Source organism: Kitasatospora sp. MBT66, assembly GCF_000710405.2.
GTDB classification, from domain to species: Bacteria; Actinomycetota; Actinomycetes; order Streptomycetales; family Streptomycetaceae; genus Kitasatospora; species Kitasatospora purpeofusca.
The window spans coordinates 1183106-1205178 of the sequence record NZ_JAIY01000010.1; the positions used below are offsets into that span (position 1 = coordinate 1183106).

At 74.1% G+C, this 22073-nt stretch carries 20 protein-coding genes; 11 read left to right on the forward strand and 9 right to left on the reverse strand.

Annotation, left to right across the window (positions count from 1 at the left end):
- Positions 1 to 118: 118 nt before the first annotated feature.
- The 5 genes from BI06_RS29795 (at position 119) to BI06_RS29815 (ending at position 5239) form a co-directional block, all read left to right on the forward strand.
- Positions 119 to 1066, forward strand: a complete 948-nt coding sequence (locus BI06_RS29795; RefSeq protein WP_051742110.1) for an ATP-binding cassette domain-containing protein — start codon at positions 119 to 121, stop codon at positions 1064 to 1066.
- Positions 1067 to 1164: 98 nt separating this feature from the next.
- Positions 1165 to 2781 carry a hypothetical protein gene (locus tag BI06_RS29800; RefSeq protein ID WP_043472680.1) on the forward strand — a complete coding sequence of 539 codons (1617 nt, stop codon included), beginning with the start codon at positions 1165 to 1167 and terminating at the stop codon, positions 2779 to 2781.
- A 274-nt stretch (positions 2782 to 3055) separates the two neighbouring features.
- Positions 3056 to 3544 (forward strand): N-acetyltransferase, encoded by a 489-nt coding sequence (locus BI06_RS29805; RefSeq protein ID WP_043472682.1) that lies wholly within the window; start codon positions 3056 to 3058, stop codon positions 3542 to 3544.
- Between the two features lie 343 nt (positions 3545 to 3887).
- Entirely contained in the window at positions 3888 to 4235 is a 348-nt protein-coding gene (locus BI06_RS29810; RefSeq protein ID WP_043472685.1) for a GntR family transcriptional regulator, read from the forward strand.
- Positions 4232 to 5239, forward strand: a complete 1008-nt coding sequence (locus BI06_RS29815; protein WP_233290322.1) for a DUF1648 domain-containing protein — start codon at positions 4232 to 4234, stop codon at positions 5237 to 5239. Before BI06_RS29810 ends, BI06_RS29815 begins: the two co-directional genes overlap by 4 nt.
- 73 nt (positions 5240 to 5312) lie before the next feature.
- Here BI06_RS29815 and BI06_RS29820 read toward each other — a convergent pair whose 3' ends face one another.
- The gene (locus tag BI06_RS29820; protein ID WP_063795033.1) at positions 5313 to 6182 is read right to left on the reverse strand and encodes a LysR family substrate-binding domain-containing protein; all 870 of its coding nucleotides are present in this window, start codon (positions 6180 to 6182) and stop codon (positions 5313 to 5315) included.
- Between the two features lie 58 nt (positions 6183 to 6240).
- Between BI06_RS29820 and BI06_RS29825 the strand changes: the two genes are divergently transcribed.
- Positions 6241 to 6675, forward strand: a complete 435-nt coding sequence (locus BI06_RS29825; RefSeq protein WP_030396441.1) for a DUF5997 family protein — start codon at positions 6241 to 6243, stop codon at positions 6673 to 6675.
- 480 nt (positions 6676 to 7155) lie between these two features.
- A complete protein-coding gene (locus BI06_RS55195) occupies positions 7156 to 7782 on the forward strand; it encodes a transglycosylase family protein (protein WP_043472690.1) in 627 nt (208 codons plus the stop codon).
- Between the two features lie 122 nt (positions 7783 to 7904).
- Here the strand turns inward: BI06_RS55195 and BI06_RS29835 are convergent, their stop codons facing one another.
- The 3 genes from BI06_RS29835 to BI06_RS29845 form a co-directional block, all read right to left on the reverse strand.
- Complete coding sequence (locus BI06_RS29835) at positions 7905 to 8321, reverse strand: hypothetical protein (RefSeq protein WP_051742112.1); 417 nt, start codon at positions 8319 to 8321, stop codon at positions 7905 to 7907.
- A gap of 466 nt (positions 8322 to 8787) precedes the next feature.
- On the reverse strand, positions 8788 to 9183 hold the full coding sequence (locus BI06_RS29840) for a hypothetical protein (protein WP_149030509.1): 396 nt from the start codon (positions 9181 to 9183) through the stop codon (positions 8788 to 8790).
- Positions 9184 to 9281: 98 nt separating this feature from the next.
- Positions 9282 to 10352, reverse strand: coding sequence for an MBL fold metallo-hydrolase (locus tag BI06_RS29845; protein ID WP_082558741.1), 1071 nt, complete (start codon positions 10350 to 10352; stop codon positions 9282 to 9284).
- Positions 10353 to 10558: 206 nt separating this feature from the next.
- Here BI06_RS29845 and BI06_RS53935 point away from each other — a divergent pair, with 206 nt between their 5' ends.
- Genes BI06_RS53935 through BI06_RS29860 form a run of 3 tightly spaced genes read left to right on the forward strand, consistent with a single transcriptional unit; the run spans position 10559 to position 13089 of the window.
- The gene (locus BI06_RS53935; protein ID WP_082558742.1) at positions 10559 to 11332 is read left to right on the forward strand and encodes a hypothetical protein; all 774 of its coding nucleotides are present in this window, start codon (positions 10559 to 10561) and stop codon (positions 11330 to 11332) included.
- Positions 11333 to 11373: 41 nt separating this feature from the next.
- The gene (locus BI06_RS29855) at positions 11374 to 12225 is read left to right on the forward strand and encodes an AraC family transcriptional regulator (RefSeq protein ID WP_043472693.1); all 852 of its coding nucleotides are present in this window, start codon (positions 11374 to 11376) and stop codon (positions 12223 to 12225) included.
- 9 nt (positions 12226 to 12234) lie between these two features.
- Positions 12235 to 13089: a GNAT family N-acetyltransferase gene (locus BI06_RS29860; RefSeq protein WP_233290323.1), complete on the forward strand. Its 855-nt coding sequence runs from the start codon at positions 12235 to 12237 to the stop codon at positions 13087 to 13089.
- A 676-nt stretch (positions 13090 to 13765) separates the two neighbouring features.
- On the opposite strand, the gene BI06_RS29870 is transcribed toward BI06_RS29860, so the two are convergent.
- The 5 genes from BI06_RS29870 to BI06_RS29885 form a co-directional block, all read right to left on the reverse strand.
- The gene (locus BI06_RS29870) at positions 13766 to 15109 is read right to left on the reverse strand and encodes a M64 family metallopeptidase (protein ID WP_043472696.1); all 1344 of its coding nucleotides are present in this window, start codon (positions 15107 to 15109) and stop codon (positions 13766 to 13768) included.
- 138 nt (positions 15110 to 15247) lie between these two features.
- Positions 15248 to 17206, reverse strand: coding sequence for an APC family permease (locus BI06_RS29875; RefSeq protein WP_030396450.1), 1959 nt, complete (start codon positions 17204 to 17206; stop codon positions 15248 to 15250).
- Between the two features lie 316 nt (positions 17207 to 17522).
- The gene (locus BI06_RS29880; protein ID WP_043472699.1) at positions 17523 to 19805 is read right to left on the reverse strand and encodes a cation-translocating P-type ATPase; all 2283 of its coding nucleotides are present in this window, start codon (positions 19803 to 19805) and stop codon (positions 17523 to 17525) included.
- 85 nt (positions 19806 to 19890) lie between these two features.
- Positions 19891 to 20025 carry a hypothetical protein gene (locus tag BI06_RS54805; protein WP_255360264.1) on the reverse strand — a complete coding sequence of 45 codons (135 nt, stop codon included), beginning with the start codon at positions 20023 to 20025 and terminating at the stop codon, positions 19891 to 19893.
- A 232-nt stretch (positions 20026 to 20257) separates the two neighbouring features.
- Positions 20258 to 21052, reverse strand: coding sequence for a metal-dependent hydrolase (locus tag BI06_RS29885; RefSeq protein WP_030398388.1), 795 nt, complete (start codon positions 21050 to 21052; stop codon positions 20258 to 20260).
- Positions 21053 to 21458: 406 nt separating this feature from the next.
- On the opposite strand from BI06_RS29885, the gene BI06_RS29890 reads away from it, so the two are divergent.
- Complete coding sequence (locus BI06_RS29890) at positions 21459 to 22052, forward strand: DsbA family protein (RefSeq protein ID WP_030398389.1); 594 nt, start codon at positions 21459 to 21461, stop codon at positions 22050 to 22052.
- Positions 22053 to 22073 lie beyond the last annotated feature (21 nt).

Below are 22073 nucleotides of genomic sequence, written 5' to 3' on the forward strand. Positions count from 1 at the left end.
CCGAAAAAAGGCGCCGGATCTATGCCGATCGGCAGATGGCAGGGCGCTGCCGACCGGGAAGGCTGGTCGCCGTCAGTCACCATCCCCACCCACGACCGGGAGAACGGAGCAGGGGCACATGAGCCGATCCGATGTCACACCGCACCTCGAACTGACCGACGTCAGCAAGGTCTACCGGGGCGGCAAGCACGCCGTCGACGGCCTCTCACTGCGGCTCGGGCCCGGGCTGCTCGGTCTCCTCGGACCGAACGGCGCGGGCAAGTCCTCGCTGATGCGGATCGTCGCCACGGTGACCCGGCCCACCTCCGGACGGATCACCTACCGGGGGGCCGACGTGCTCGCCCACCCCGATCTGCTCCGGCGTGAGCTCGGCTTCCTCCCGCAGGACTTCGGTGTCCACCCGCACCTCACCTCGCGCGAGTTCCTGTCCTACCTGGCAGCCGCCAAGGGGCTTCCCGCCCGCGCCGCCCGGGCCCGGATCGAGGAACTGCTCGTGCTGGTCAACCTGACCGAGGCGGTGCGTAGGCCGCTCGGTGCCTACTCGGGCGGCATGCTGCGGCGGGTCGGCATCGCCCAGGCGCTGCTCGGTGACCCGAGCGTCATCGTCGTCGACGAGCCCACCGCCGGCCTCGATCCGGAGGAGCGGGTGCGCTTCCGGAACCTGCTGAGCACCCTCGCCGAGGACCGGGTGGTGGTGCTGTCCACCCACATCGTCTCCGACATCGAGTCGGTGGCCGGGGACATCGCGGTCCTCGCCGGCGGGCGGCTGCTGCGCCGGGGCGGTCCGGAGGAACTGCTGCGCGGCCAGGCCGGCCGGGTGTGGGAGGTCCTGGTGGACGCGGGCTCGGTGGCGGCCGTGCAGCAGCACTTCGTGGTGAGCCGGATGGTGCGCGCGGGGGACGGGCGGGTGCGGCTGCGGCTCCTCGCCGACGTGCCGCCGACCGCCGAGGCGGTGCAGGTCGCGCCGGACCTGGAGGACGCCTACCTGGGGCTGGTCCGGTCGGTGCCCGACGGGCCCGCCTTCGCCCCGTCGGCCGCCGCGGCCCGTGCGGGGGTGCGGCGATGACCGGGAGCGTTCTTCACCCGTCCCGCCCGGACGGGTCCCGAGCGCCGACCGACCGTGCTCCGGGCCCCACCGCCGGTGGGTCCGAGCGGCCCGGCCCGGTGAGCCGGATCGGCCGGCTGGCGCTCGGCGACTTCCGGGACCGGATCCGCCGCCCCGCCTACGCGGTGACGCTCCTGGCCGCGGTGGGCCTGGGCCTGCTCGCCGTCCCGCCCACCGACGGGCACTGGGCGATCCTCGCGCTCGGCTCCTACCGGGGGGAGTACAACAGCGCGTACGTCGGCGCGGCGACCGCGCTGGCGGGCGCGTTGTGGCTCACCCTCGGCGGGTTCTACGTGGTTCGCAAGGGTCTGGGCCGGGACGAGGAGACCGGGGTCGGCCAGCTCCTGGCCGCGGCCCCGCTGCGGAACGTCGATCTGATGCTGGCGAAGTTCCTCGGAAACCTGCTGGTGCTCGGTTCGATGCTCGGCGTGCTCGCACTCACCGCGCCCGCCCTGCAACTGGTCCGGGGCGAGGACCGCGCGCTCGACCCGATCGCGCTGCTGACGCCGTTCCTGGTACTGACACTGCCGCTGCTCGCGGCGACCGCGGCACTGGCCGTCGTGTTCGAGACGGTGCCGCTGCTGCGCGGGGGGCTGGGCAATGTCACCTGGTTCGCCTTCGCACCGGCCCTCCTGATCGCCGGGGAGGCACCTGGCGCGCCCTTCGGCGGACTCGGCCTCGGCCCGGTGGCCGACTCGCTGCGCGACACGCTGGCCGCGCGCGGCGTCGACCTGGGCGGCGACGACTTCAGCCTCGGTCTGACCAGAATGGACTCCCCGCTGGAGGCGTTCCACTGGGACGGCGCGGACTTCGGGACCGGGTTCGTCGCCCAGCGGCTGCTGCTCGTCCTGCTCGCGGTGGCGCTGGCCGCGCTGCCGGCTGCCTGGTTCACCCGCTTCGACCCCGCGCGCGCCAGGGTTGCCGAGCGGCACCCCGACCGCACGGCGCCTGCCCCCCTTCCCGCGCCCGTCCCTGGTCCTGTCCGCACGGCGGCTCCGCGCGTCGCGCCGCCGGCCGCACCCGGACTCGCCTCGCCCGCCTACCGCCGGTCCCGCTCCCGGTTCGGCTCCCACTACGGTCGGCTGCTGCTCGGTGAGGCGCGGATCCTGTTCGCCGACGGCTCGCGCTGGTGGTGGCTCGGGGCGGCCGGCCTGGTGCTGGCCGGGCTCTCCGTGCCACCGGACACCGGCGTCGGCGCGGTGCTGCCCGCCGCCTGGGTCTGGCCGGTACTGCTCTGGTCCCGCCTCGGGAGCCGCTCGGCCGAGAACGACCTGGAGGTTCTGCTCCGCGCCTACCCGGCCGCCCGCGCCCGGCTGCTCGCCGAATGGGCCGCCGGGGTGCTGCTCACCGCCCTGATCGGCGCGGGTGTCCTGGTCCGGCTCGCCGCGGCCGGCGACGCCGCCGGGGTGGCGGCCTGGTCGGCCGGCGCCCTGTTCATCCCCTCGCTCGCCCTCGCCCTCGGCACCCTCTCCCGCACCCACCGCCTCTTCCAAGCCCTCTACCTGCCGCTCTGGTACCTGGTGGTGAACCAGATCGCCGCCGCCGACTTCATGGGCGCCGTCCGCCGCGCCGGCCACCCCGCCGGCCCCTCCCCCGTCCTGGTCACCGCCGTCACCCTGTCCCTTCTCACCGTCGCCCTGCTCACCACGACGGCCCGCCGTGCGCTGCGCGACTGAGTTCCGGACAGAACGGCGGCCTTCCACCGCGCAGGGAGGCATCCGCTGCCCGAGCCACTCCCCGCCGGTGGCCACCCGGGCACCGCCGAAGCGGTCGGGCAGCGGCCTCGCGCGCTTCGTCAGGAGGCCGACCCGGCGGCCCGGAGGGCGGCCTGGACCGGGCAGGACATGGGGCCATGGACCGGTCCGAAACCCCATGGACGGCGCCGGGACCGGCTTGCTGGAATGGGCGACGGTCACTTGCCGAAGTCGCGGGAGTAACAGGGAGGCGGCGATGAGCGGGATCAGGCTGCACCTGTCGGTGCGCGACCTCACCGAGGCGGACCTGCCGTCCTGCGGCTGGGCCGGCTCCCCCAAGCACGTGCGCGAGCTGGTCCACCAGATCCGCCGCGCCGAAGCGGGCGAGGTCGACTACCTGGCGGTCTGCACGCGGGTCGGGCTCCCGGTGGCGGTCGGCGGCATCGACTACACGGTCAGGCCCGGCACCGGAACGCTCTGGCAGCTCGGCGTCCACCCGGCCCTCCAGTCCTGCGGGATCGGCACACTGCTGGTCCGCTCCGCCGAGCAGCGGATCGTCACCAGGGGCCCGACCCGCGCCGAACTCGCCGTCGAGGAGAGCAACCCGCGTGCCCTCGCCCACTACGGACGCCTGGGCTACCGGGCCTTCGGCCGCGAGCTCGAATCCTGGGACGTGGAGGCCGAGGACGGCTCACTCCGGCGGTACGAGGCGGCGTGCACGCTGATGGGCAAGGACCTTCCGTGATGCCGGACTTCGCCGCGTTCGCCAGCGAAGCGACGGCAGCTCCGGTTCTTGTCGGGCGCCGTCGCCCACTCCCGGGTGCTGCTCGACCGCGGCGACGGTGAGGCCACCCGGACAGTCGCCGTGATCGGACGTCTCGCTCCCGGCGCCTTCCGATCGGCCGCCGCACTTGCTGGACGCCCGGAGCGAGGATCCGCTCCCGATGCGGCCCTGCCCGGAATCCCCGACCCACCAGCCAATCAACCCAACGGCCAACAACCCACCTGAGCGGGGCCACCACCGGTTGCGCAACCGGCCGCCGACGGCACTGGCATCATTCCGCGATGGTGCTACTCTCACTAGCACCATGTTGCTGAAGCTGGAGGCCGGGGACTCCCGGCCATTGCACGAGCAGGTTGCCGGAGCGATCCGGCGGGCCGTCGCTGAGGGCGAATGCGTGCCCGGGGAGCGGCTGCCGCCCGCGCGGGACTTGGCGCGGGCGCTCGGGGTGAACGCGAACACGGTGCTGCGGGCGCTGCGGGCACTGCGGGACGAAGGAGTACTGGAGTTCCGCCGGGGACGCGGCATCAGCGTCGCCCTGGGTGCCGACCGCCGCGCCGAACTGCTGGACGCGGCGCGTCGGCTGGTCGTGGACGCGGCGCACGCAGGCTTCAGCCGGGAGGAGCTCGTCGAAATGATCAGGGGGCTGGAGTGAAGAAGGTTTCGCAGGAGGAGGGGCGCAACGCCCGCAAGGACGCGGCGGCCCGGGCGATCGGACTGCTCGCGTTCGGCGCACTCGCCCTCGGGGTGCTGGCGCTGCTGCTCGGGCTGCCGTGGGTGGCGCGCGACCGGTTGCCGGAGCCCTTGGCCACGCACTGGAACGGGACACGAGCGGACGGTTCGATGTCGTTCGCGGCCGCGGTGGGCTTCCCCGCCGCACTGTGGGCGGCCTCGGTCACGGCGGCCGCCGTCGCCCGGTGGCGCGGCGGGGAGCAGGGGAAGGCCTGGTCGGCGGTCGGGCTCGGCTTCGGGGGTGCGCTGCTGACAGGCGCGCAGGCTTCGATCGTCTCGGCCAACCTGGACCGGCCGACCTGGCAGGAGGCCCGGCCGCTGGGCACCGAGGTGCTGCTGGTCCTGGTGGCGGCGGTCGCGGCCGGCGCGCTGGCCTGGTGGCTCGCCCGGCCGCAGGGCCCGGGGCCGCTCACCGCGACCGTCGCCGACGGCCCCCGCCTGGACCTGCCGGAGGGGCAGCACGCCGTCTGGCTCTCCCGGGCGGTCAATCCCTGGCTGGGACTACTGGCCGCAGTGGCCGGGCTGGGCGCGGCGGGAGCGGCACTGGCCGGGTTCGCCGGGCTGGGCGGGGCGGCCTGGGCGACGGCCGCACCGCTGGCGGTCGTCGCGCTGGCGGGGCTCGGCTGCTCCTCGGTGCAGGCACGGGTGACCGAGCGCGGCCTGGATGTGGCGTTCGGCCCGCTCGGCCGGCCGTCCCGGCACTGGGATCCGGAGGAGATCGTCTCGGCCCGGGCCGAGACCCGCACCCCGGCCCAGGTGGGCGGCTGGGGCTACCGGCTGAGCGGCCTGGGCACCACGGTCATGCTGCGCCGCGGCGAGTGCCTGGTGATCCGGCCCCGACAAGGCGCGGAGTTCGCGGTGAGCGTGGACGACGCCGAGCGCGGCGCCGCCCTGCTGAACACCCTGACCGCACCCCGGAGCGCCTGACCGGCCGAGGGGCCGTACAGCCGCCGGGGCCGGCCGGCGCACCCACCCGGCACGGCCGGCGGCGCGGGAACCGTCAGCCGCGACGCTTCGGACGGCCGCGCCGGGCGGCCGCCGCGCCACCGGACGACGATCCGGAGCCACCCCGGGCGCGCCCACCGGCGGTGGCGCGGCCTCCGGCGGCCGGCTTGCCCGAGCCCTTGGGGGCCCCGCCCTTGGCCGCACCGCCCTTGCCGGTGCCGCCCTTCGCCCCACCGGTGCCGCCCTTCGAGCCGCCGGCACGGCCCGGGGCGGACTTCGCCGCCGGGGCCTCGGCCGAGGTCGCGGCCGTCTGGCCCCGGCCGCGCGAGCTGTTGACCGTGCGGCCCCGGACGATGCCGATGAACTCCTCCACCAGGTCGGTGGTCTGCTCCTCCGGCCAGGACAGCGCGATCCGGGACTGCGGGGCGTCCGCCATCGTCCGGTAGGTGAGGTCGCGCCGGTGGTGCAGGCGTGCCAGCGACTGCGGGACGAGCAGCACCCCGACCCCGGCCGCGACCAGCTCGATCGCGTCGGCCGTGGTCGCCGGCCGCTCGATGGCGGGCCGCCCGGGCAGCTGCTCCCATTCGAGGGTGTCGTCGAGCGGGTGGAAGACCACATCGTCGGCGAGGTCCGCGACAGTGACCTCCTCGGCCGCCGCCAGCCAGTGGTCCTTGGGGAACACCACCACCGTCGTCTCGGTGTACAGCGGGATCGCGCTCAGACCGGTCCGGTCGACCGGCAGCCGCAGCAGCCCCGCGTCCGCGTCGCCCGCGCGCAGCGTCGGCTCCCCGTCGGCGGCTTCGACCGCGACCAGGGCGAGCAGAACGTCCGGGAGACGCTCCGACCAGACGCGCGCCCACTTGCCGGGGGTCACGCCCGGGACGTACGCCAACCGGAACGAGGGTGTCACCTGCATCTCTGTCACCCGCCCAAGGCTACCGACCGTGACAGCGGGCGTCGGCCGCTCGCTTACCCTGGTGACCATGACATCGCTCAAGCAGAAGACCACGCAGACCATGAAGCCGGCGACGGCGGCGAAGAAGCTCGGGGTCTACCTCGGCGCCACCCCTGCCGACTTCCAGTCGGGCGTGATCTCCCGCGAGGAGCTCACCGCCCTGCAGACCGAGCCGCCGCAGTGGCTCCAGGACCTGCGCCGCAACGGCCCGCACCCGCGTTCCGTGGTGGCCACCCGGCTCGGCGTCTCCGCGTCCGGCCTGGCGCGCGGCGGCATCACCGAGGCGCTCACCACCGAGCAGATCGAGGAGCTCCGCGAGGAGAACCCGGAGTGGCTCCGGCGCGAGCGGACGATCCAGGAGGAGGTCCGCAAGGAGTCCGTGCGCGTCAAGGAGAAGCACGAGAAGGAGGAGAAGCAGCGCCAGCAGGCCGCTGCGGCGGCCGAGCGCGAGAAGCGCGGCTGACCTGCGGAGTTCCACCTGCTCCACGCTGCTCCTCCCCGGCCCCCCGGCGCTCGCGCCGGGGGGCCGTCGTTCGTCCGGGGACAGGCACACGGGGACAGTCCGGGAGGGCGTCGGGCAAGCCTTCGACAAGGCGTCCGGCGCGGCCTCCGGCCGAGCAGGACGGGCACGGGTGACTCGCACAGACGCACGAGCGAGGGCCCTCGGAATCGGTCGAAAATCCACTCCAATGCCGCACATCGACTCGAAAGGGTTCGTACGCGTTCGACCCCGTGAGCACCGTCACCGGGCCCGACGATCCGGTCGGACGTCCCGAAGGGCCGGCCCGACCGGTGGGACGGGAGCCGCCCGGGTGGCGACGCGGAGCCGGGCGGGTGACCTGCTCGACGTGTCGGCGGGGATTCGGCAGGCCCGGCGTGCGTCGGTGGGAACGCGCCGCTCCCGAGCGGCGCGCGCCCCTGCCCCCGGACCTGAGAGCCGCCGATGCCCCCCATCGCGCACCTGCGCCGCCTGCTCCCCACCGCCGTGTGCACCCTGGCCGCCGTCCTCGCCGCCCCCGCCGCGGCGCACGCCGCGCCACCGGGCTCAGGAGGCAGAGCGGGCATCGATCGGGGGACCGTGATCGACTGGGAGCGGGTCGCCGCCTGCGAGAGCAGCGGGGACTGGCACATCAACACCGGCAACGGCTACTTCGGCGGCCTCCAGTTCGACGAGCCGACCTGGGAGGAGACCGGCGGCCTCCGCTACGCCCCGCGCGCCGACCTGGCCAGCCGGGACGAGCAGATCGCCGTCGCCAACGCCCTCGCCGAACAGCGCGGGCTCACCCCGTGGCCGTTCTGCGGCGCCCGCGCCGACCGCGACCGCGAACGCCCCCCGGTCGATTCGGCCGCCGAACGGGCGGAGACGCCCACCCCCGGCACCCCCGCCGCCCCTCCCCCGCCCGGGGGCCCCGCCACCTGGACGGTGCGCGACGACGACACCCTCGACAGCATTGCCGAGCAGTTGCAGGTCCCCGGCGGCTGGCAGGCGTTGTACGAACAGAACCGCGCGGTCCTCGGCGAGGACCCCGACCTCATCCAGCCCGGCCAGGAGCTGACCCTCCCCGTCTGACCCCACACCGAGACCCAGCGCGAACCAGCGCACACCGCACACCGGACACCGCGAAGCCTCCGACCGGCCGGTGCCCCCGCTCCCACGGGGACGCCGGCCGCATCCGTCCGTATCCGTCCGCGTCAGCCGACGGTGGGAGGCCAGGGGCCGTCCTCGGGACGGGCTTCGGTGGTGGAGCCGTCCGGCCAGGGCGGCATGGTGATGGCGACGATGCGCAGCGGGCCGGGGCTGTCCGGATCAGCACGGAACTGGAAGGCGGTTCCCAGAGGCACCGAAACCGATGTACCCGCCCGCAGGACGTCCACGGACTCCCGGCCGGACTGCCGCCGCCAGATCCGGCCCCGGCCGGCCGTGACGTACCAGAGTTCCTGCACGGTGGCATGGGAGACGGCGCGGGTGACGACACCGGGAGCGAGTTCGAAGACGGCCTGACTGCCGAGGCCGTCCAGGGTCAGCAACGGCCGGACGGTGGCGCCGTCCGGGGCGACCACGACCGGGGCGTTCTCGACCTCGGCGGTACGTAACGGCTGCTCGTCCATACGAACCGGACCCCTCTCGACACGGGCACCCCCACGCGCCCACTCGCGATGGGACCACACCACGAACCGTCCCGCCAGAGCGCACCCTCCGCCGCAGCCCCGTTCGGGCCGGGTCCGGCCCGGGGGGCTCGGATCACGCTCGCATCGTCCTGGCGGTTGTCGGGGGCTGCGCCGGGTCGCGAAGGATTCCCAGCAATCCGCGATACCGGGCTCCTAGCAGGTGGCGACCTCTCCGCGCCCGCCCGGGCGGCTCCGGGCCCGCGGAACCGCAGGTCGGCGAGCTCCGGAGCGCGACCGGGCATCCTCGGGTCGGCTCTCGAAGAGCGCCTGGTGGGCCCGGTCGGTCTCCGGGCCTCCGTGGTGGACGGTGCCGGCGACGGTGATGCCGGTTCGACGCGAACACCTGCCCGCCCGGCACGCCGGCGAGATCCCGGTGCGGTGGCCGTCCGGGCCGGGCGACCGGTACCTAGGCCTCGGGAGGTCGCACCCATGGGGCCAGGCGCTCGCCGGGCGCGGGACTCGGCCGCCCGTACCGGAAGACGGTTCCCTGGACGATTTCGAGGCCGCCGGCTGCGATCAGCCCGGCAGCGGGCTCCGGGCCCCCCGCGTCGGCCTCGAACGCGACCACCAGCGCAGGGATCTCGCCGGTCTGCCGCGAGACCACCCGCACCTCTTCCGGTGTCGGCTCACGGAAGGTCGGATCCTGGAATGCGGCGGGACAGGTGACGAAGAGCGGGTCGCTGAAGACAAGCTCCAGACCGTGGTGGTACGACAGGTCGGAGCCAGCGCCCAGCCTCAACCGCCCGGCATTCCATTCGACAACGTCCCAGTCCCACCATGACCCCTCGGGAAGTTGGATCACGAGCCCGCCCCCAAATCGATGATCAGGCAGGCTACCCGGAGGAACTCGCCGTCCTCATCGACCGCTTCGGCTGCGCGGGCGGTGTCAGTGCCGCGGTGTCAGTGCGGGGGTGTGGGGCCGGTCGGGGGCCATGGGCGGACGAAGGGGTGGTTGAGGTGGGCGGTGCCGAGGAGCGCGCCGGTGCGGCGGGCCTCGGCGAGGAGTTCTTCACGGGTGCGGCGGGCTGTGTCCGGGTCGGCCTCGAAGAGGTAGCGCACGGCGGGGGTGGCGAGTTGGACGGCGTGGACCAGGACGTCGCCGGTGAGCAGCAGGCGGTCCCCGCCGCCGTCGACCAGGACCGACTGGTGGCCCGGTGTGTGGCCGGGGGTCGGGAGCAGGGTGATCGCGCCGCCTCCGGGACGGGCCCGGCCGGCGAGCACCGTGCGGCCGTCGACCTCGTTCAACTGTCCGGCGCGCAGCAGCGGTTCGACGACGTAGGTGCGTGCCGTCCGGGTCGGGCCGAGCGCCGCGACCTCGGCGTGCTGCACCACGTAGCGGGCGTTCGGGAACACCGGTACGCCCTCGGGGGTGACCGACCAGCCGTAGTGGTCCTCGTGGAGGTGGGTCAGGACCACCGCTTCGACGTCCGCCGGGGCGATCCCGGTCCGGGCCAACACGGCGGGCAGCCGGCCGGGGACGGGCGCCCAGCCGGAGGCCGGGCTGCCGACCGGGCCGATACCGGTGTCCACCAGGGTGACCCGGCCGCCGGGGCGGCGGACGGCGTAGCAGCGGAAGTCGAGTTGCCAGGTGTCGTTCGGGCCGAAGGCGGCCGGGTCGAGGCGGCGGGCGCGCTCCCAGTCGGTGGCCGTCGCGTCGGGGAAGGCGGCCTGTGCGGTGCCGGGGAACGGGCCGTGCGCGTCGAGCAGCGCCAGCACCTCGTACCGGCCGAACCGCCGCACCACGACGGCACCGGCCGACGCGGCGGAACCGGCGGGCTCGGCGGGCTCGGCGGCGGCGGGCGTCGCCGCGACGAGCGGGCGCAGCGCCACCGCGCCCGCGACGGCGAGCGCGCCGCGCAGCACCCGGCGGCGCCCGGGACGGTCGGACACGGCCTCGGGTCCGGCTCCGGGGCCGGAGCCAGAGCCGGGGTCTTCGGCGAAGGGGACGGTGGGAACGGTCGGATCGTTCAACGGGACTCCTCGGAGGGGACGCGGACTGAGCGGGGGCCGAAGAGCGACTCAATGACTCGGGGTCGGCGCCCCGACCCCCGTACGGGGCGCCGACCGGTTCCACTGTCCCGCCGCGCCCGCCCCGGCGGCTTGTCGTTTCTTGTGCAATCCGTTCGCACCTGTGGAATCCGTTGGCGCGCAGGTAGGCACCGTGCGAGCATCGCCGGATGATCGACCAGGAGCCTGTGGCGGCCGCCGACCTGGTCGGCGCCCGCCTGACCCGGGTGACCGCCGCCCTCCAGGACCGGCAGTCCGCCACCGCGCCGCAGCTGTCGCACCTGTGGCTCCATCTGGAGGACCTCGGGCCCGTGCTCGTCCGTTCGCCCGGCACCGGCCTGTCGTTCCGGGCCGCCGACGTGACCGGAGTGCCCGCCGGGGCGGGCACGACCACCGATCCGGCGGATCTGCCGCTGACGCGCTTCCTCGGGCGGCCGATCCGGTCGGTGAGCACGATCGAGTACCGGGAGGGCGGGACCGCCACGACCACCGGGACCGCCTTGCCCTCCGGGACCGCCTTGCCCACCGGAACCGCCTTCACCGCCGGGCTGGCCCTCGGCTTCGAGGGCGGACGTGTCCGGTTGCTGGGTCTGGACGGCGCGCTGCTGGTCGTCGGTCCAGAGGAGCACCTGGGCGGCGTCGAGGCCCGGCTCCACGAGGACACCGCGCTCGCGCGAGTGGTGTGGACCTGCAGCAGCAGCCCCTCGCAGTGGAACGCCTGGACGACCGGCGGCCGGTACCTGTACTTCCGCTACCGGCACGGCGAGGGCAGCGTCGAGCACTTCCCCGGCGGCCCGGATCCGGACACCTGGGACGAGGAGGGCTCCGGCCTGCTCGCCCGGTGGCACGACGGGAGCCGCGGCGGGGCGATCGACCTGGTGGACTTCCTCGTCCTGGCCAGCCTCCGGCTGGCGCCGAACTCCGAGGTGCTGGACGGCCGGTGACGGACGACGACAGCGGGTCGCCCCGCGAGTAGGGTGCGGGCATGGCGGTCGAACGTGCGACCCTGTTGAACGGGGACGACCTGTGTGTCGCCGACGTGTCCTGCCAGGACCCGCCGGAGGGGTGGACGGAGTTGCGGCCGGCGCCGGTGTTCGGGCTGGTGATGGTGCGGCGGGGGATGTTCCGGGGGCGGATCGACGGGGTCGACCAGGTACTGGACCCGGCCTGTGTGTATGTCGAACGGGTCGGCTCCGAGCAGCAGTTCGCGCATCCGTGCGGCGGTGATCTCTACACCGAGCTGGTGCTCTCCGAGCCGCGGACCGCCGAACTCCTGGGCGGCGACCCGGAGGTGCCGCAGGGGCTGGTGTTCACCACGCCGCGGATGGCACTGGCGCACCGGATGCTCGTCGTCCGGGCGCGCGGCGGCGCGGACCCGTTCGAACTCGCCGAGCGTGCGGTCACCTTGGCTGGCGAGGTGCTGACGGCACTTGCGCCGGCGAGGGTGGAGAGCGGCCGGCCGGTCCGGGACGCGGCGCGGCGCCGCCTGGTGGACGCCGCCCGGACCGCGCTGGCGGCCGATCTCGGGCTCGGGCTGGACGAGCTGGCCCGGGCGGTCGGCTGTTCGCCGCACCACCTGAGCCGGATCTTCCGGGCCTGCACCGGCGAGGGGATCGCGCGCTACCGCAACCGGCTGCGGGTCACCCTCGCCCTGGAGCGGCTGACCGAGGGGGAGACGCGACTCGCCCTGCTGGCACAGGAGTTGGGGTTCACCGACCAGGCGCATCTGACCCGGGTGGTGCATCGCGCGGCCGGACTGCCGCCCGGCCGGCTCCGGGCCCTGCTGGGTCCGCGGCCCGCCGGGTCCGGCGCGGTGACCGCCCCGGAGCACGCGTAGGCTCGGCGGGTGTCCTCGACCCCGGCCTCCGCCCACTCCTCTGCCCGTGCCGCCCCCGCACCGCTGACCAGCCTGCACGACCGGGCGGCACTTGCCGAGCGGTTCGGCCGGGACCCTGAGCTCCACCTCTTCGAACTCGGCGACCTGGACGAGCCGTTCTGGTCCCACACCTCCTGGTACACCACATCGGCGGACGGTCCGGTGGCGCTGCTGTACGCGGTCGGGGAGGTGCCCACCCTGCTCGGCCTCGCCCGGCCCGCGGACACGGACCGCCTGGCCGGACTGCTGCGCGCGATGCGGCCCGTACTGCCGCGTCGACTGCTCGCCCACCTCACCGGCGGCGGTGTGGACGCCCTCGCGCCGGACTACCGCGCCGAGCACCGGACAGCGATGCTGCGGATGGCCCTGACCGACCCCGCCGCCCTCGCGCCGCACCTGGGCGGAGCGTCGGACGCGCGCCCCTTCCGGCCGGTGGAGCGGCTCGGCGCGGTGGACCTCGCGGATCTGCGCGCCCTGTTCGCCGCGGGCTACCCGGGCAACTGGTTCGACGAGCGGATGCTGACCACCGGCCCCTACGTCGGGGTCCGGGACGCCGGGGGCCGACTGCTCGCGACGGCCGGCGTGCACGTCCACTCCGCCGCCCGACGGGTGGCGGTGATCGGGAACGTCACCACCCACCCGCAGGCCCGGGGGCGGGGGCTCGCGGCGGCCTGCACCGCACGGCTCTGCGAGGTCCTGGCGGACAGCGTCGACCACATCGGCCTGAACGTCCGAGCCGACCACCCCACCGCGCTCGCCCTCTACCGGCGTCTGGGCTTCACCACCGTCACCGGTTACGAGGAGGCCGTGCTCACGGCCTGCTGACGGTCCGCCGGTCGTGGCCCACCGGTGAATCCGCCCACCGGTGGATCGGCCCACCGGTGGATCGGCCCGCCGGCGGCTCACGGGCCGCCCGGCGCATCGGAGGCCGGAGCGCCAAGAGGGCCAGGTGGGCCAGGCGGGCCAGGAACGGGTGTCGACCCCTGGGCCAGCTCGAGGTGGAACGGGCCGCCCGGAGTCCCCGGCTGCCAGCCACGCTCCCGGGCGTCGCGGACCGCGAGCGCCACAGTCGCGGGAGTGGCGCCGACGGTCGGCAGACCGAGCCAGTTGCCCGGATGCGCTCCCGGGAGCCGGACGACGAGCACCGAGCCGGGCTCCTCCGCCCGCTCGACGGCAACCGTCAGCGGAGACTGTCCGATTCCCTGGCTGTAGGTGGGCCTGCGCCTGACGGCCCACCGGTACGCCACCTGGTCGACCGTGATGAGCCGGGTGCCCTTCCTCGGCAGTGTCACCGGGCCTCCTGCCTGCGTCGTCGGCCGGTCGTCCGCCCACTGTCGCAGGTGGCCGACGGCTCCGTCCGGCCGGGTGGATCCCGGGGCCGGGCTCCCGGGCGCAGCCCGCTCCGGGCACGGCCGCCGTCCGCGCACGGGAAGTCGGACGGACCGACTTCCCGTGCAGCCGTGCAAGCCGGCGGGAGCGTACCAGGGGCAGGCAGCCCCGGTCAGCGGGTGACGGGCCAGGAGAGGGTGGCCGTCAGGCCCGCGCGGAGGGCCGGGTCGAGGACGGCGGGGGTGGGGTCGGTGGCGGTGGCGGTCAGGGTGTGGGCGCGGCCGCGCGGGCCGGGGAGCGGGACGGTGCGCAGGTCGACCGTCGTCCGTCCGCGCAGCTGCGGCAGGACGCGGCCGTCCAGGGACCAGCTGATCGTGGTGCCGGGGACCGGGAGGTCGACGGTGAGGCGGTCGGTGCGGGTGAGCGGGGTGCCGGCCGGGGTGGGGCTGGTGAGCGGCACGGCGTGGCGGTAGAACCCGGCGATCATCGCCTCCCGTCCGGGCAGGTTGAACTCCCGTCCGAGCGAGCGCATGATCGAGTTCTCGGTGGGCCGGTACAGCCCCTTGGGGTAGTAGCCGCCACCCTCGTAGCTGCCGACCACGCCACCGTCGGGCGAGGTCCGGCCGATCCAGCGGTACCACTTGGCGCGGTCGTGGGTGAGCCGGTCGGCGGTGTACATGCTGATGTTGGGCTCGGCCGGTTCGCCCTCCCCGGCCGGGTAGGTGTCGGAGCCGTCGTAGAAGTACTCGTCGGCGAGCTTGCCGAGCGAGTGGCCGGTCTCGTGCACGGCGATCTGCCCGGCCTTCGGGTTGCCGCCCGCGACGGTGGCGATGCCGTCGTAGCCGAGCGGGGAGGCGACGTTGTAGCCGGCCCCGCCGTACTTGGCGGTGTTGGCGACGACGAGGACGAGGTCGGCCTGCGGAGCCTTGACGGCGTAGTTCTCGACGGCCTTGGTGTCGACGCACAGCAGGCGTTCGATGTCCTCGCACCAGAAGTAGGAGCCGAGCGCGGTGTTGCGGACGGTGGCGCGGTCCGGGTCGCCGGTGATGCCGGACTCGGCGGAGACGGTGGCGACGGCCCAGACGTTGAACAGGTTCCGGTAGCCGGCGTAGGGCTCGACGGCGCTGAGCTCCTGCCACTTGGCGGCTGCGTCGGCGCGGAACTTCTCCTGTTCGGCGGCGGTGTAGCCGTCGCCGATGACCACGACGTCGACCTTGCCGGCGCTGTCGCCGCTGCGCAGGATCGGGGTGACCTCGCCGTCCCCGGCGGCGGGGGCGAGGCCGGGGCGGTCGCCGGTCAGGTACGGGGAGGCGGCGGGCACGGTGACCCGTCCGATCGAGCCGTCCTCGGCGAAGACCTCGACCCGGTGCCGGGAGCCGCCGGCGGCAGCGGCGACCGCGGCCGCCGACGGACCCCCGGCAGCAACCGGCCCGGCGAAGGCCGCCGGGGCGGTGCCGAGGGCGGCGAGGGCGAGGGCACCGGTCAGGACGATCGAGCCGAACCTGCGATAACGCACGGAAGTTGCTCCTCTGCGGACTGACGGAGTGGGGCAAGCGGACTGCCATGCTATGCACCTGACAACCCATCGGCACAGGCCCCGCACAGCCCCGACTCCCCCACCGGACTCCCCTCCCGCCCCGCCCTCCCCGCCCCCTCAGCCCACGTGCACCCGCGGCCGCCGCGTGCGGTCCGGCTCCGCCTCCCGCAGCACCTCGCGGGTGACCGGCGCGACCTCGCCCTGCCCGAACAGGAAGAACCGCAGGAACTGCGCGAACGGATTGCCCTCCGTCCACTCGAAGTAGATGTGCGGCTGCTGCCCGGTGCGGTCCCGGACGGTGAGCAGCAGCGCGGCCAGCGCGTTGGGGACGCTGGAGCTCTCCAGCGTCAGCACCCGGTAGCGGTCGTGCAGCACCTCGCCGTGCACGGTGAGCACGGCCTCGAACTCCGAGGGGTCCTTGACCGTCACCTCGACGAAGACCAGGTCGTCCTCGGCCGGGATGTCGTTGTCCGCCCGGATCTGGCGCTTCTTCTCCTGGTACTCGGCGAGGTCGCGGCTGTTGGGCTCGTTGGCGATCAGGCGCAGCGGCCGATGGGTGTAGTCGCGCACGAAGCGCTCGGCGGGCTCGTCGAAGACGATGTCGGTGACCCGGAGTTCGAAGGCGCGCTTGAGCCGGGAGAGCAGGGAGACGAGCACGATGGCGGCGATGAAGCAGGCGCCGATCTTCACGCCGTCGGGGCGTTCGGCGATGTTGAGGGCCGTGGTGTAGAGGAAGACGGCCGCGATGATCGCGAAGCCGATGGTCCAGCCGGTCTGGCGGGCGGCCCGGGCGGCGATGGTGACGGCGATCGCGGCGGAGCTGATCAGCACGAGTACGCCGGTGGCGTAGGCGCCGCCCTGGGCGTCCACGCTGGCGTCGAAGAGCCAGGTGACCAGGAAGGCGATCAGGGTGAGCACGATGACCATCGGCCGGACCGCCTTCGCCCAGTGCGGCGCCATGCCGTAGCGGGGGAGGTAGCGGGGCAGCAGGTTGAGCATGCCCGCCATGGCGGAGGCACCGGCGAACCAGAGGATCGCGATGGTGGACAGGTCGTAGATGCTGCCGAAGGTGTTGCCGAGGTACTCGTGGGCCAGGTAGGCGAGCGCGCGTCCGTTGGCCTCGCCGCCCTTCTCGAAGGCTTCCTTCGGGATCAGCAGGGTGGTGATGAAGCTGGTGGTGATCAGGAACACGCTCATGATCAGCGCGGCGGTGGTGAGCAACTTGCGGGCGCCGCGGATCCGGCCGGTCGGCTTCTCCTCGGTGTCGTCCGGGTCGCCCTCGATGTGCGGCATGACGGCGACGCCGGTCTCGAAGCCGGAGAGGCCGAGGGCGAGTTTGGGGAAGGTCACCAGGGCGACGCCGATCATGGCGACGACGTTGCCGTGCTCGGCGGTGAGCGCGTCCGCCCAGTCGGTCACGACTCCCGGGGAGCTGAAGACGTGGTAGAAGCCGGTGACGACGACGACCACGTTGAGCGCGAGGTAGATGGCGACCAGGACGACGGCCAGCCCGATCGCCTCGCTGAAGCCCTTGAGGAAGACGCCGCCGAGCAGGGCGATCAGCACCAGGGTGATGATCACCTGCTTGCCGGTCAGGGCGCTGTTCAGGTGCGGGTTCTCGACCAGGTGGGCGGTGGCGTCGGCGGCCGACAGGGTGATGGTGATCATGAAGTCGGTGGCCGCGAAGCCGAGCAGCGCGAGGACGAACAGCTTGCCCTGCCAGAACGACAGCAGGCGTTCCAGCATCGCGATCGAGCCCTCGCCGTGCGGGCTCTCCCGGGCCACCCGGCGGTAGACCGGCAGGGCGCCGCAGAGGGTGACGACGACGAGGACGACGGTCGCCACCGGGGAGAGCAGACCGGCCGCGAGGGCGGCGATGCCGGGCTGGTAGCCGAGGGTGGAGAAGTAGTCGAGGCCGGTCAGGCACATCACCCGCCACCAGGGGCGGGCCTGTTCGGCGGGGGCCTGGGCGTGCGGGCCGGGGTGCTGCTTGACCCGGTCGGACAGGCCCTCCAGCAGCCAGGCGCGGAAGCGCTGCCCGCGTCCGAAGGAGCCGCTCGTTCCCGAGGAAGCCACCCTGCACCCCTTTGTCCCACATGCCCGAAGCCGTCCCCGGAGAGCCGTCCGCCGAACGGGCCGCCGACGAGCCGCGGACCACCGGCCCGCCGACGGCACGGCGACGACACGGCGACGACACGCTATGCGACCGGGCCGCTGACCTCCGGGAACGCCTCGGCCGTGTCCCCTCATCGGATCAGCGCCCGTTCGCCGGACCGAACGTCCGGGGGCCCGACGCACGTCCGTGAGCCCCGGATCCGATGTGGTTCCGGAGCTCACGGACGGGCACCGAGAAGAGGGCGCTCGGCGGAAAGGCTGTCCAGCGGAAAGGCACTCAGCGGAAGGTGCGGAGCCGGAGGCTGTTGCCGACCACGAACACCGAGGAGAAGGCCATCGCCGCACCGGCGATCATCGGGTTGAGCAGCCCGGCGGCGGCCAGGGGGATCGCGGCGACGTTGTAGCCGAAGGCCCAGAAGAGGTTGCCCTTGATGGTGCCGAGGGTCTTTCGGGAGAGGCGGATGGCGTCGGCGGCGGAGCGCAGGTCGCCGCGGACCAGGGTGAGGTCACTGGCCTCGATGGCGGCGTCGGTGCCGGTGCCCATCGCGAGCCCGAGGTCGGCCCGGGCCAGCGCTGCGGCGTCGTTGACGCCGTCCCCGACCATGGCGACGACCCGGCCCTCGCCCTGCAGCCGCTCGACCACCGCCACCTTGTCCTCGGGCAGCACCTCGGCGATCACGTCCTCCGCCGGGATACCGACCTCGGCGGCGACGGCCTCGGCGACGGCGCGGTTGTCGCCGGTGAGCAGGACCGGGCGCAGGCCGAGGGCGCGCAGTTCGGCGACGGCCCGGGCGCTGGTGGGCCGGACGGCGTCGGCGACCTCCAGGACGGCACGGGCGGCGCCGTCCCAGCCGACCGCGACGGCGGTCCGTCCGGCGGCCTCGGCGGCCCGCTTGGCCTCCGCCAGCTCCGTCGGCAGGTGCTGCGCCCATTCGGCGAGCAGGGCCTCGCGTCCGGCGACGACGGCGTGGCCGTCCACGACGCCCTGGACGCCGAGGCCCGGGACGTTCTCGAAGCCCTCGACGGCGGGCAGGGTGCCGAGGCGTTCGGCGGCTGCGGTGGCGATCGCGGTGGCGATGGGGTGCTCGGAGGCGTGTTCCAGGGCGCCGGCCAGGCGCAGGGCCTCGTCCTCGGCGGTGCCCTCCGCGGTGCGGACGGCGAGCAGGGTCATCCGGCCGGTGGTGACGGTGCCGGTCTTGTCGAGCACGACGGTGTCGACCCGGCGGGTGTTCTCCAGCACCTCGGGGCCCTTGATCAGGATGCCGAGCTGGGCGCCGCGGCCGGTGCCGACCATCAGCGCGGTCGGGGTGGCCAGGCCCAGGGCGCACGGGCAGGCGATGATCAGCACCGCCACGGCCGCGGTGAAGGCAGCCGTCCAGCCCTCCCCGGTGGCGAGCCAGTAGCCGAGGGTGGCCAGGGCCAGCGCGATCACGATCGGTACGAAGACGGCGGAGATCCGGTCGGCGAGCCGCTGGGCGGCGGCCTTGCCGTTCTGGGCGTCCTCGACCAGCTGGGCCATCCGGGCGAGCCTGGTGTCGGCGCCGACCCGGGTGGCCTCCACCACGAGCCGGCCGCCGACGTTCACGGTGGCGCCGGTGACGGTGTCGCCGACGGCGACCTCGACCGGCACGGACTCGCCGGTCAGCATCGAGGCGTCGACGGCGGAGGCGCCCTCCACCACCACACCGTCGGTGGCGATCTTCTCCCCGGGGCGGACCACGAACCGGTCGCCGACACTCAGCGCGCCGATCGGGACGCGCACCTCGGTGCCGTCGCGCAGGACGGCGACGTCCTTGGCACCGAGTTCGAGCAGGGCGTGCAGCGCGGCCCCGGCTCGGCGCTTGGAGCGGGCCTCGAACCAGCGCCCGGCCAGGATGAAGGCGGTGACCCCGGCGGCGGCCTCCAGGTAGATGCTGGACGAGCCGTCGCCCCGGGCGACGGTGAACTCGAAGCCGTGCCGCATCCCGGGCATGCCCGCGTGGCCGAGGAACAGCGCCCACAGGGACCACAGGAACGCGGCGCCGGTGCCGAGCGAGACCAGGGTGTCCATGGTCGCGGCGCCGTGCTTGAGGTTGGTCCAGGCGGCGCGGTGGAACGGCCAGGCGGCGTAGGTGACGACGGGCGCGGCGAGGGTGAGCGAGAGCCACTGCCAGTTGTCGAACTGGAGGGCGGGGACCATCGCCATCGCGACCACGGGTACGGCCAGGACGACCGCGGTGATCAGCCGCTGCCGCAGCGGGGCGAGCTCGTCCGCGGCGGAACCGTCGGCGTGGTCGCCGGCATGGTCGTCGGCGTGGTCGCTCACGGGGCCGGCGGGGGCGGTGGTGGCCGGTCGGGGCGGGGCGGCCGTGTAGCCGGTGGCCTCGACGGTGGCAACGAGGTCGGCGACGCTCACGTCCGGCCCGAACGCGACCTTGGCCTTCTCGGTGGCGTAGTTGACGGTGGCGGTGACCCCGTCCATGCGGTTGAGCTTCTTCTCGATCCGGGCGGCGCACGAGGCGCAGGTCATGCCGCCGATCCGGAGTTCCACCTCGGTGGAGGCGGGTGCCTGGGTGGTCATCTGAGCTCCTCGTGCTCGTTGTCGATCGGATCAGGGTCCGGGGCCGATACCCCCTGGGGGTTCTAACCCCGGACCCGCCGGGATTTCAGGCCCGCTGGGCGGGAACGCGGTCGGCGTCGGCCTCGGCGGCAGGGGCATCGCCCTGGGCGACGGCGTCCACGGCGACATCGACGGCCTCGGCGCCGGTCGAGCAGGTGCCTTCGGTGGAGCAGCAGGACATGGGATTCCTCCATTGGTGTCGGCGGCAGTTCCGGATACCCCCAGTGGGTATCCCTGCGCCATGAGCCCATTTATACCCCCAGGGGGTATCCAACGCAAGCACTGCCCCCGCAGGCGCAGACGCGACAGGGCCCCGCACCGGGAGCCGCTCCCCCGGTGCGGGGCCCTGTCGCGCGCGGTCGAGCGGTCGCGCGCGGTCGCGCGTCCGATCAAGCGCTCACGCGCTCACGCGCTCAGCCGAAGTAGCCCAGCGCACCCACCGCGCACAGACCGCCGGCGCCCATGAAGACCGGCATCAGCACCTTGAGCTCCACCCAGCTGCCGGCCCGGAAGCGCATCCCCTTCGGCGGGCCGATCGGGTACCAGCGCTTGCGGCCGATCGGGATCGGCCACAGCACCGGGCAGCCGGAGACGGTGAGCGCGTCGCCCAGGCAGTGCACCAGCGCGCCGAGGGTGATCGGCAGGCCGATCCACAGGTACTCCTGCCCCGGCTGGTCGAACAGCCAGAGCGCGCCGTTGCCGGGCTTGTCCAGGACGTCCGTCAGCATCCAGGCGCCGGCCGCGCCGAGCAGCCAGACCAGGACGTCACTGGAGACCCGGGCCTGGCGCCACAGCAGTCCCTCGATCGCCAGCACCATGTGCACGAAGAGCACCCCGAGCACACCCCACCGTCCGCCGTAGACGGCGACGGCCGACGCGCCCGCACCGCAGAGCGCCGCCCAGACCCAGGTGTGGGTCAGCGTGCGGTGGCCGCCGGTGCGGCGCGGGTCCCGCTTGCCGCGGGTCGACTTGTAGACGGCGTAGGAGAGCTTGTCGATCACCTCGCAGAGGATCCGCGAGACCGGGCCGAACGCCCGGGATATGGTCGCCGCCTTGTGGTCGAGGTCCGGCGCCAGGGCGGCGCCCGCACAGATCAGCGTCCCCGCGAGCAGCACCGGCCAGGGCATCGGTTCGCCCATGCCCGCCGCGATCGCTCCCGCGCCCAGCCATGCCGCCGCGCCGGACAGTGAATGCGCCGGTCCCATCATCTTGTCGGCTCCCGCCCTCGTTCCGTACCGCCCGTCGCGAGGGCTTCGCGAGGGCCTGACGGGGCGGCAGCATATCCGTCCAAGATCGGAAACACCCGGAGGCCCTCCTTCACCCGACCGGCGGTAGCGGTTCACCGATCCGGATCAAGCCTCCGGATACGGACGGTGACGTCCCTTCACCTGTTGGAGCGAAGGAGCGGCCCGGGCGGGTCGCGGCGGCCGGATCCGCGAGTGGCCCAGGAAAACCGCACCGGACCGGCCCTTCCGAGCGGTCCGGCACGCCCCTAGGCTCGGCCGGGTGACCACTACAGCTGCCAATGCCGACGCCAATGCCGATGCCAACGCCGACTCCGGTACCGCCGCCGACTCCGGTACCGCCGCCGGTGCCGGTGCCGCGACCAACACCGTGGACTTCTACTTCGACCCGATCTGCCCGTTCGCCTGGATCACCTCCCGCTGGATCCTGGAGGTGGAGAAGCACCGGGACCTCGACCTGACGTTCCGGGTGATGAGCCTGTCCGTGCTCAACGAGGGCCGCGAGGGCCTGCCCGAGCGCTACGAGCGGCTGCTCACCACCGGCTGGGGCCCCGTCCGGGTCTGCATCGCCGCCGCCGAGCAGCACGGCGTCGGGGTGCTGCGCGACCTCTACACCGCGCTCGGCACCCGGCTGCACGTCGAGGACCGGGAGGTCGACGACAAGCTGCTCCGCGAGGCGCTGGCCGAGGCCGGCCTGCCGGAGGAGCTCGCCGAGGCCGCGCACGGCACCGAGTGGGACGAGGCGCTGCGCCGCAGCCACCACGCGGGCATGGACCCGGTCGGCGAGGAGGTCGGCACCCCGACCATCCACGTCGACGGCACCGCGTTCTTCGGGCCGGTGCTGAACGCGATCCCGCGCGGCGAGGAGGCCGTCCAGGTCTTCGACGGCGTCCGGCTGCTGGCCGGGCACAAGGCGTTCTTCGAGCTCAAGCGCACCCGGACGGGCTCGCTCGACTTCGGCTGAGGATCCGGCAACGGGTAAGGC

What these genes read in the sequence shown, in the direction of transcription:
- BI06_RS29810 (WP_043472685.1), top strand. Translation starts at nt 3,888, where the DNA reads ATGTTGCTGAAGCTGGAGGCCGGGGACTCCCGGCCATTGCACGAGCAG.
- BI06_RS29885 (WP_030398388.1), bottom strand. Translation starts at nt 21,052, where the DNA reads ATGATGGGACCGGCGCATTCACTGTCCGGCGCGGCGGCATGGCTGGGC.
- BI06_RS29855 (WP_043472693.1), top strand. Translation starts at nt 11,374, where the DNA reads ATGGCGGTCGAACGTGCGACCCTGTTGAACGGGGACGACCTGTGTGTC.
- BI06_RS29835 (WP_051742112.1), bottom strand. Translation starts at nt 8,321, where the DNA reads ATGGACGAGCAGCCGTTACGTACCGCCGAGGTCGAGAACGCCCCGGTC.
- BI06_RS55195 (WP_043472690.1), top strand. Translation starts at nt 7,156, where the DNA reads ATGCCCCCCATCGCGCACCTGCGCCGCCTGCTCCCCACCGCCGTGTGC.
- BI06_RS29825 (WP_030396441.1), top strand. Translation starts at nt 6,241, where the DNA reads ATGACATCGCTCAAGCAGAAGACCACGCAGACCATGAAGCCGGCGACG.
- BI06_RS29805 (WP_043472682.1), top strand. Translation starts at nt 3,056, where the DNA reads ATGAGCGGGATCAGGCTGCACCTGTCGGTGCGCGACCTCACCGAGGCG.
- BI06_RS29880 (WP_043472699.1), bottom strand. Translation starts at nt 19,805, where the DNA reads ATGACCACCCAGGCACCCGCCTCCACCGAGGTGGAACTCCGGATCGGC.
- BI06_RS54805 (WP_255360264.1), bottom strand. Translation starts at nt 20,025, where the DNA reads ATGTCCTGCTGCTCCACCGAAGGCACCTGCTCGACCGGCGCCGAGGCC.
- BI06_RS53935 (WP_082558742.1), top strand. Translation starts at nt 10,559, where the DNA reads ATGATCGACCAGGAGCCTGTGGCGGCCGCCGACCTGGTCGGCGCCCGC.
- BI06_RS29795 (WP_051742110.1), top strand. Translation starts at nt 119, where the DNA reads ATGAGCCGATCCGATGTCACACCGCACCTCGAACTGACCGACGTCAGC.